This window comes from Helicobacter sp. 11-8110 (genome assembly GCF_003288905.1).
In the GTDB taxonomy this organism is placed as follows: domain Bacteria; phylum Campylobacterota; class Campylobacteria; order Campylobacterales; family Helicobacteraceae; genus Helicobacter_D; species Helicobacter_D colisuis.
On record NZ_NHYL01000015.1, the window covers coordinates 1 to 8731 of the forward strand.

9 protein-coding genes are annotated in these 8731 nt (G+C 35.1%); 5 read left to right on the top strand and 4 right to left on the bottom strand.

From position 1 onward, the window contains the following. Window positions 1-404: 404 nt before the first annotated feature. The 5 genes from CCY98_RS08280 to ligA all read left to right on the top strand — a co-directional run bounded on the left by CCY98_RS08280 (window position 405) and on the right by ligA (window position 6126). Window positions 405-1502, top strand: a complete 1098-nt coding sequence (locus CCY98_RS08280; RefSeq protein WP_112058078.1) for an NAD(P)-dependent alcohol dehydrogenase — start codon at window positions 405-407, stop codon at window positions 1500-1502. Between the two features lie 127 nt (window positions 1503-1629). Next, window positions 1630-2628, top strand: a complete 999-nt coding sequence (locus CCY98_RS08285; protein WP_112058079.1) for an LLM class flavin-dependent oxidoreductase — start codon at window positions 1630-1632, stop codon at window positions 2626-2628. Window positions 2629-2634: 6 nt separating this feature from the next. After that, entirely contained in the window at window positions 2635-3633 is a 999-nt protein-coding gene (gene mutY / locus CCY98_RS08290; protein WP_112058080.1) for an A/G-specific adenine glycosylase, read from the top strand. A gap of 61 nt (window positions 3634-3694) precedes the next feature. Further along, window positions 3695-4177 carry an S-ribosylhomocysteine lyase gene (gene luxS / locus CCY98_RS08295; RefSeq protein WP_112058081.1) on the top strand — a complete coding sequence of 161 codons (483 nt, stop codon included), beginning with the start codon at window positions 3695-3697 and terminating at the stop codon, window positions 4175-4177. Continuing rightward, window positions 4174-6126: an NAD-dependent DNA ligase LigA gene (gene ligA / locus CCY98_RS08300; protein WP_112058082.1), complete on the top strand. Its 1953-nt coding sequence runs from the start codon at window positions 4174-4176 to the stop codon at window positions 6124-6126. The genes luxS and ligA overlap by 4 nt, the downstream gene beginning before the upstream one ends. A 34-nt stretch (window positions 6127-6160) precedes the next feature. On the opposite strand, the gene CCY98_RS08305 is transcribed toward ligA, so the two are convergent. The 4 genes from CCY98_RS08305 to CCY98_RS08715 form a co-directional block, all read right to left on the bottom strand. Beyond that, window positions 6161-6889, bottom strand: coding sequence for an amino acid ABC transporter ATP-binding protein (locus CCY98_RS08305; RefSeq protein WP_112058083.1), 729 nt, complete (start codon window positions 6887-6889; stop codon window positions 6161-6163). Beyond that, on the bottom strand, window positions 6882-7559 hold the full coding sequence (locus tag CCY98_RS08310; RefSeq protein WP_112058084.1) for an amino acid ABC transporter permease: 678 nt from the start codon (window positions 7557-7559) through the stop codon (window positions 6882-6884). The genes CCY98_RS08305 and CCY98_RS08310 overlap by 8 nt, the downstream gene beginning before the upstream one ends. A gap of 15 nt (window positions 7560-7574) precedes the next feature. Further along, window positions 7575-8306, bottom strand: coding sequence for a basic amino acid ABC transporter substrate-binding protein (locus tag CCY98_RS08315; protein ID WP_112058085.1), 732 nt, complete (start codon window positions 8304-8306; stop codon window positions 7575-7577). A gap of 84 nt (window positions 8307-8390) precedes the next feature. Next, window positions 8391-8591 carry an alpha/beta hydrolase gene (locus CCY98_RS08715; RefSeq protein ID WP_258440222.1) on the bottom strand — a complete coding sequence of 67 codons (201 nt, stop codon included), beginning with the start codon at window positions 8589-8591 and terminating at the stop codon, window positions 8391-8393. Window positions 8592-8731 lie beyond the last annotated feature (140 nt).

Below are 8731 nucleotides of genomic sequence, written 5' to 3' on the forward strand. Positions count from 1 at the left end.
ACAAATTCTAGCAGGTAAAGTAGATTCTAAAAATGAAACTTATATCAATGGTAACATTGGATTAAAATATAGATTCTAATAACTACCAAGTAAGTTTTAATTCGGAGGTAGCCACTTAAGCTCCTCCAAAAATATAGATAGTTTAAAACTATAACAACGCTAAAAAGATTAAAATTCAAAACTTCATTCTCTTTATGTAGAATTAATTTAAAATTTCATTTTTATCTCTAGCTTAGGCTAGGGATAACTCCGCTAGTTAATACATATTACTCCCTATATGACAAGAGTTATTAGGCAACACTAAAAATTAGTAGTTTTTTGTTTAATTTTTCAGTTTTTTTCTTGACTTAGAGTAACTCTCATCTTTTATAATTGCGTTTTTATTTTTATCTTAAGGAGATGAGATGTTATTAGATTCAAACCTCAATGAAATCAAAGAAGGCAAAAGAATCACCGCCAAAGGTTATGCGGTGCAACACAAAGATGATACCTTCAAGCCTTTTGAATTTTCTCGCCACGCTTTGGGGGAAAGCGACATTTTAATCGAGATTTTATATGCTGGAATCTGTCATAGTGATATCCACTCTGCACGCAGTGAGTGGCACAATGGAATCTATCCTATGGTGCCAGGACACGAAATAGCAGGGCGTGTTGTGGCAGTTGGTAGCAAGGTAAGCAAATTTAAAGTCGGAGATTATGCAGGGGTTGGCTGTATGGTCAATTCTTGTGGGGAATGCGAAGCGTGCAAGGCAAGTAATGAGCAGTATTGCGAACGCGGTATGGTCGCTACTTATGATTGCAAAGATTATTGCCATAATGATGAACCTACTTATGGTGGATATTCTAACAACATTGTAGTAAGCGAAAAGTTTGCTGTAATGGTGCCACAAGATGCGCCACTTGACAAGGTTGCACCATTGCTTTGTGCAGGGATTACTACATATGCGCCACTAAAATTTAGCAAGGTAAAGGCTGGAGATAAAGTCGCTGTAGCAGGGTTTGGTGGGCTTGGTATGATGGCGCTTAAATATGCTAAGCAAATGGGTGCTGAAGTATTTATTTTTGCAAGAAACAAAAATAAAGAACAAGATGCCCTCAAACTCGGTGCTACAAAGCTATATGACACCACAGATCCCAAGGTTGTTACAGAACGATTTGATCTTATTGTTTCCACTATTCCGACACCTTATGACATTACCGCATATCTCAAGCTCCTTAAGCTTGGTGGAGAAATGGGAATTGTTGGGCTTCCACCTTCTGAAGTGGATCCAAAAATTGGGGCACAAGGACTTATTTTTAATGCACACAAAAAAGTGTATGGCTCACTCATTGGCGGTATGAAAGAAACTCAAGAAATGCTAGATTTTTCACTCAAACACAAGATTTATCCAGAGACGGAAATTATTTCGGCAAACCAAATCAATGAAGCATATGAAAATCTCACAACAGGCAAGGCAAAATTCCGCTATGTCATCGATATGAAAACGCTTGAAGACAATTAAAAAAAGTGGAATCCTTAATAACCATTAAGGATTCTACAAACTTTCAAACAAAAATCATTTCTTTTTTTCTAAAGATTCCAAATATTTTTGTTAAAATACCAAAATATATTCAAAAAGGAGTTATCTTTTGCAAAGTGGCATCTTTACACTCATAGAAAACTGGAATAACAATGAAGCAGAATCTATTCTGAACGCTTTAGAAATAATCAAATATTGTGATACACTAGGCTTAGATGAAGCTTGGATTGGAGAACATCATTTTAATAATTTTACGCTTTGTTCTGCGATTACAACTCTAATTAGCGCCGCACTTGCACAAACTCAAAATATCAAAATAGGGAGTGCAGCTATTTTACTTCCACACTATCACCCCATTCAAATTGCAGAAGAAATTGCAACACTTGATTTACTCTCTAAAGGGCGTTTTCTCTTTGGATTTGCAAGAGGTGCATTCCCTATCTTTAACATTGAGAGGGGTAATAACCCAGAAAGTAACCGCGAAATTATGCTAGAAAATGCAGAAATTGTGCATCAATTGCTTTTTAAAGAACAAGTTAATTTTAGTGGAAATTATTTTGAAATTAATAATGTAAGTATCCGCCCTCACCCACACGGTTTGATTCCTTTTTATGTTGCAAGCAATAATGATGAAACTCTCCAAAAAGCAGCTACCCTGGGATATAATTTTCTTGGCTCTTTAACGCTGCAAGAAAATCGCGCACAACAAATTCATCAAATCTTCAAAAACAATCATCCCAAAAAATATAAATTCACACTCACAAGGGCGTTTTGTGTAGATGAGAATCGTGAAGTTGCTGAAGAAAAAGCACAAATGGGCGTGGATATTTTCACACAATGTATGCTTAAAGCCAACGAAAGTAATCCAACTTTTGAATCCATTATCAAAACAAGTGATTATGAAGAATTTAGAACGGAATTTTTTAACAAAGACAAAATACTTAAAACAATGATTGTTGGAACTCCTAGCGATTGTATCGAGCAAATCTTAGAAATCAAAAAGCAGTTTATGCCTGATTCTCTAGCGCTTAAACTTCTCTCACCAAGCCTTGAAGATTCTAAAAATATTTTAAAAATTTATAAAGAAACAATCCTTCCAAATCTCTAACTAACGATGAATTTACCCCTTTTGCATTCTAATATTCTTTTGTGGTATGAACAAAAGGGGCGCAAATCTCTTCCTTGGCGAGATAAAACAGCAAATCATCGCGCTTATAGGGTTTTAGTTAGTGAGGTTATGCTGCAACAAACTCAAGTTAAAACGATTTTAGAGCGCTTTTATTTTCCTTTTTTAGAAAAATTTCCCACTCTAGAAACTCTCTCTAAGGCTAAGGAAGAAGAAGTTTTATTGCAATGGCGCGGACTTGGATATTACACTCGCGCTAGAAATCTCTTAAAATGCGCCAAAATTTGCTGTCAATCCCATAAAGGTATTTTGCCCAAAGATATAGAATCTCTCCAAAAACTTCCAGGAATTGGTCGCTACACTGCAGGTGCAATTGCTTGTTTTGGCTATGATAGCGCAGTGAGTTTTGTTGATTCTAATATCAAGCGTATCTTAGCGCGATTCTTTGCTTTACAATCCCCTAGCCCAAAACTCCTTGAATCAAAGGCAAAGACAATCCTTAACCCGCAAGAACCTTTTAATCACAATCAAGCCCTTTTAGATATTGGCGCTACTCTTTGCACTCCCAAAAATCCCAAATGCACACAATGCCCACTCCAGTCCTTTTGTCAAGGCAAAGAGAATCCTATATTCTACACACCCACCAAAAAAACTGCCTTACTAAAACAAGTTTTAGATATTGGCATCTTTATTCACGATTCCAAATTTGCTTTAACCAAAAGCCAAATCAAGCTTTATTATAACCTTTATAATTTTCCCTTTATCTCACCTCTCAAATCTCTCCAAACTAAAAAGCTAGGAATCCTCAAACACTCTTATACCAAATACAATTTAACACTTCATCTCTATTTACTACAATCTCAAGAACTACTCCAGCAAACCCAGCAAAAAATTGAATTCTTTACTCAAGAAGAACTAAAAAATCTCCCTATTTCAAGTATGACTTTAAAAATTTTAGACTTTTTAAAGAAAAGCACTATTAATTAAACTTTTTATGAATATTTTTTTTGTAGGATTCTGCTATTTATTTTTATTCTAAAGGATACTTATGCCACTCCTAGATAGCTTCAAAGTTGATCACAAAAAAATGCCTGCTCCAGCAGTGCGACTAGGTAAAGTTATGCACACTCCAAAAGGTGATGAAATTTGTGTCTTTGATTTACGCTTTTGCAAACCCAATGTGGAGATTTTAAGTCAAGAGGGAATCCACACTCTAGAGCATCTCTTTGCGGGTTTTATGCGCGAGCATTTAAATAGCGATAAAGTTGAAATTATCGATATTTCGCCTATGGGTTGTCGCACGGGATTTTATATGAGTTTAATTGGCAAACCAAGTCATGAAGCTGTGAAAAATGCTTGGGAAGCAAGTATGAAAGATATTTTAGAAGTAAATGAGATTCCAGAAGCTAATGAACTGCAATGCGGCACTTACAAAATGCACTCTTTAGAGGCTGCCAAAGAAATCGCAAAAGATACGCTAAGTAAGGGAATTGGGATTATGGATAATGAATCATTAAAGCTTAATTTATGAACTATGATTCTTATTTAGAAGCTATCAAAACACTAAATTTATGGGCTAAGCACTATTATATTTTAGATGATCCCATAGTTAGCGATGAAGAGTATGATACACTCTATCATCAAATCAAAGATTTTGAAACAAACAATCCCACACAAATTTCCAAAGATTCTCCAACCCAAAGAGTTGGGGATCGTATTTTAGAATCTTTTAACAAATCCGAACACATAGAGCGTATGTGGAGTTTGGATGATATTTTTAATACTCAAGAATTACAAGATTGGATTAATAGAGTTAGCAAGGGCGAAAATCTAAATTTTACTATTGATCCCAAATTTGATGGGGCTAGTCTCAATTTGCTTTATGAAAATGGAATATTACAAAAGGCTACCACAAGGGGCGATGGATTCATCGGAGAAGAAGTTACTCAAAACGCCAAAACCATTCCTAGCATTCCCCTTAGCATTCCCTATAAAGATAAAATAGAAATCCGTGGGGAATGCGTGATTGCCAAAGATGATTTTGAAGCTATCAATCAAGAAAGACTAGAGAAGGGGGAAGCACTTTTTGCAAATCCGCGTAATGCAGCTGCTGGAAGCTTAAGGCAATTAGATTCTAAAATCACTTCAAAGCGCAAACTACAATTTATCCCTTGGGGTGTGGGGTTTTGTCAAATTAATGAAAATAGCTTTTTTGCCCTAATGGAGAAAATCCGCTCTTTTGGATTTATAGCTTCGCCTTTCTCTAAGCTCTGCTCAAACTTACAAGCAATAGAAGATTCTTATCAAAATCTTATTTCTAAGCGCGATTCTTATCCTATCACGCTTGATGGAATGGTTATTAGGATTGATGATATTGCATTGCAAAAATCTCTAGGCTTTACCATAAAAGCTCCACGCTTTGCCTGTGCATACAAGTTTCCTGCTATTGAAAAAAAGGCAAAAATTTTAGACATTATTTTGCAAGTTGGCAGAACAGGAGTTATTACCCCTGTGGCTGTTTTGGAGCCAGTGATGATCGAGGGAGCAAAGGTTAGCCGCGCAACCCTGCATAACTTTGATGAAATCAAAAAAAAAGATATTTTAATCAATGATTCTGTGATTCTTATTCGCAGTGGAGATGTGATACCAAAAATCATTAAATCACTGCCTACCTTGCGTGATGGCACACAAAAGCAATGCAAAATACCAACGCACTGCCCTATTTGCAATAGTGAGCTACTTATTGAAGAAAAACTCATCAAATGCCAAAATTTAAACTGCAAAGCAAGGGTGAAAAACTCACTTATTCACTTTATAAGCAAAAAGGCGCTTAATATTGATGGGCTTGGCAAAAGAATCATTGATTTGCTCTTTGAGCTTGGAAAGATTACCAAAATTGAAGATATTTTTTCGCTTCAATATGAAGATTTAGAGGGCTTGGAGGGATTCAAAGACAAAAAGATTCACAACCTTTTAAATGCTATCAAACAGGCTAAAGGGATTGATTTGTGGCGTTTTATCAATGCACTAGGAATCGAACATATTGGCGAGGGAGCAAGCAAAAAACTTGCAAATACCTTTGGCAATGACTTTTATCATAAGAGTTTTGAAGACTTTGTGGTGCTTGATGGTTTTGGGGAAGAAATGGCAAACTCACTTGTAGAATTTTGCCATGTCAATCAAGAAAGAATCAATCATCTTCTAACAATTCTACAGCCCAAATACAATCAAAATAGCACCAATGCAAATCTTAGTAATCAAACCTTTGTCATCACTGGCACACTCTCACAAAAAAGAGAGACTTATCAAGAGATTTTAGAATCACTTGGCGCAAAAGTCTCTAGTAGCATCTCCAAAAAGACAAATTATCTGCTTTGTGGAGAAGAGGCAGGATCAAAGCTCACTAAGGCTCAAGAACTCGGTGTAAAAATCATTGATGAAGAAGAATTTTGGAAACTTATTCAAGAATCCAAAAAGTAGCACAAAATTTTAAGGTTACTGCATAAAAAATAAATTATTTATCTAAAACTTTATGCAAGAAATCTTTCACTCTTTGGTTTTTTGGATTAGTAAAAAACTTATTGGGCGATTCATCTTCGATGATTTGACCCTCGCTCATAAAAAGAATCCGACTAGCTACATTTTTGGCAAATCCCATTTCGTGAGTTACAATCATCATTGTCATACCCTCTTTTGCCAAATCTTTCATTACATCTAGCACTTCTTTAATCATTTCTGGATCTAAAGAAGAAGTGGGCTCATCAAAAAGCATAATCTCTGGCTCCATAGCCAAAGCCCTAGCAATAGCGATTCTTTGTTTCTGCCCACCTGAAAGCTTATTAGGATATACATCTTTTTTGGAAACCAAACCAACCTTATTTAGTAAATCTATCGCTTTTTTATAAGCCATTTCTTTTGGAATCTTTTTGAGTTTCATCGGTGCTAAAGCAATATTTTCTATCACTTTTTTATGGGGAAATAAATTAAAATGCTGAAAAACCATTCCTAATTTTTGGCGAACAAGATTAATATCTACTGACTTATCCATAATGTTTTGCCCATCAATAATAATTTGCCCACAACTTGGGTCTTCCATTCTATTAATACATCGCAAAAAGGTAGATTTACCACTTCCAGATGGTCCAATAATAGCAATCACCTCCCCTTTAGAAACTTCTACATTAATCCCTTTTAAAACTTCTATTTCCCCAAATTTTTTATGCAAATCTTTTATTTTAATCACTTTCTTTTAGCCTTTTTTCAACTTTTCGCATTAGCATCGCAAAAATAGAAGTTAAAATCAAATAAATAATTCCTACTACAAGTAGAGGCTCAATAGCCCGATAAGTTTGGCTTGTTATGATATTTGCAGCCCTTAGTAAATCCACACCACCAATAAAACCCACAATTGAAGTTTCCTTTAATAAAGCAATAAATTCACTCACTAAAGGTGGCAAAATTCTCTTAATAGCTTGAGGAATAATAATTTCTTTCATTGATAAAGCATAACCCATTCCTAAAGCCCTTGCTGCTTCCATTTGCCCCTTATCAAGCCCGGCAATTCCTGCACGAATAATCTCGGCAACATAAGCCCCAGAATTAATCCCAAAGGCAATGGCAGCAATTAACAAAATAGGCATATCACGCAATGCTCCCACAAAGACAATATTTGCCCATATCATCAATTGCACTACAACAGGAGTTCCGCGTATGATATACACATAAGCAAAAGCAAGTTTAGATAAAACCCTCCAAGTAGAAAGCTGCATTAATGCTATTAAAATACCCAATGCGATTCCAATTAATGCTGAAAGCGCGGTAGTGGCAATGGAAAACCCTAATCCCTCTACTAAATACCAATATCGGCTTTCATTAATAAAGACTTCTTTTAATATCTCCAAATACTCTAGCATATTTTCTCAAAGCCCTCAATCAAAATATTTAGCTATCAAAGTATCATAAGTTCCATTTTCTTTGATCTTTTTTAAAGCCTCATTGACTTTTTGTAATAGCTCTACCTCATCTTTTCTCATCGCAATAGCATATTCCTCATTTGCCGCATCACTTTGGATTAATTTTAAGTCTTGATTGTGAGCAGCATAATTTTTTGCTGTTTCATAATCCAAAACAACCGCTTCCACCTTGCGCGATTTCAAAGCCAAAATCAAATCTGATGCGGTATTAAATTTTTGCACAGATACATTAGGCAATTTACTCACTACCAAATCTCCTGTAAATCCTAGTGCAACTCCAACTACTTTTCCTGATAAATCCGAAAAATTTCCAATATTTTGATTTTCACTATTAACTAAAATAACTTGAGTAGAATTAAAATAAGAATCAGAAAAATTAACAAACTTTTTGCGATTTTCTGTTACTGTCATACCAGAGATAATCATATCAATTTTTCCTAATTCTAATGCAGGCAATAACCCATCAAATTGAATATCCATAAACTCAACTTCAATCCCAGAAATCTTAGCAATTTCTCGCATTAAATCCACATCAAATCCGACAATATTCTTCCCTTCTCTATACTCAAAAGGTGCAAAATCTGCATTCATACCTACATAAACTTTAGATTTTTCTTCCTTTTTTTCACAACCAAAGAAAGCTATCAATGCCAAAACAATTGAAAATATCTTAAGAAAATTTTTCATTTTTTTCCTTTGTGAATCATTTTAATTTACAATTTTTTCGTATTGTAGCACAATCTATAGGAAATACAAATGCCCTTATATCCATTATCGTTTAGATTCTGCACTAAAATTTTGAAAAACTTCTATCACGAGTGGTAAGTCTGTGTAGCCTTCAGATTCCATAAAATGACCGCCTTTTTGCGTTTGGATAAAATCCGCGTCTAAAGATTTGGCAAGTTTGTAGCTTAAGTTAGTTGGCACGATTACATCATCTTTGGCAGAAATCACCACACGATTTTTAATCACATTTTTTAGGATTTGGTAGCTTGGCTTTGTGAATGCGTAATCGTAATAAAATAAGTATCCCTATCAATCTTTTGAATCTCTTTTTGCATAGCACCAAGCCACTCTTTTAGCACGGGTTTATCTGCATTGGGCAGATTTAA